This window comes from Luteitalea sp. (assembly GCA_009377605.1).
Classification (GTDB): Bacteria; Acidobacteriota; Vicinamibacteria; order Vicinamibacterales; family Vicinamibacteraceae; genus WHTT01.
The window spans coordinates 301-620 of sequence record WHTT01000295.1 but is presented as its reverse complement, the minus strand read 5'-3'; the positions used below and the strand labels follow the sequence as shown (position 1 = coordinate 620).

General features: G+C 69.1%; 1 pseudogene (running past one end of the window). It reads left to right on the top strand.

Features of this window, described 5'->3' with window-relative positions:
* Positions 1-320: pseudogene (locus GEV06_29000) on the top strand (hypothetical protein); it runs 300 nt beyond the window's last position.

Below are 320 nucleotides of genomic sequence, written 5' to 3'. Positions count from 1 at the left end.
ACGCCGCGCGCGCGTGGCGCGGGCCCGCGCAGTCGCCCGCGAGCGCGAGATGCGCGAGGCGCAGACGCCGCGCTTCATGCTCGACGACGCCGGCAACCAGGTCCCGGACGTGCGCGCCGCGGCCGCCATCATCTACAACCCGCAGACGAACGAAATTCTGTGGGAGTCGAACGCACAGGATCAGCGGTCCATCGCCAGCATCACCAAGGTCATGACGGCGCTCGTCGTCCTCGATAGCGGCATGGACCTCACGCTGCCAGTGGCCGTCCGCGCGCAGGATGTCTACCGCGCGTCGACGACGTATCTGCGTAAGGGGTACG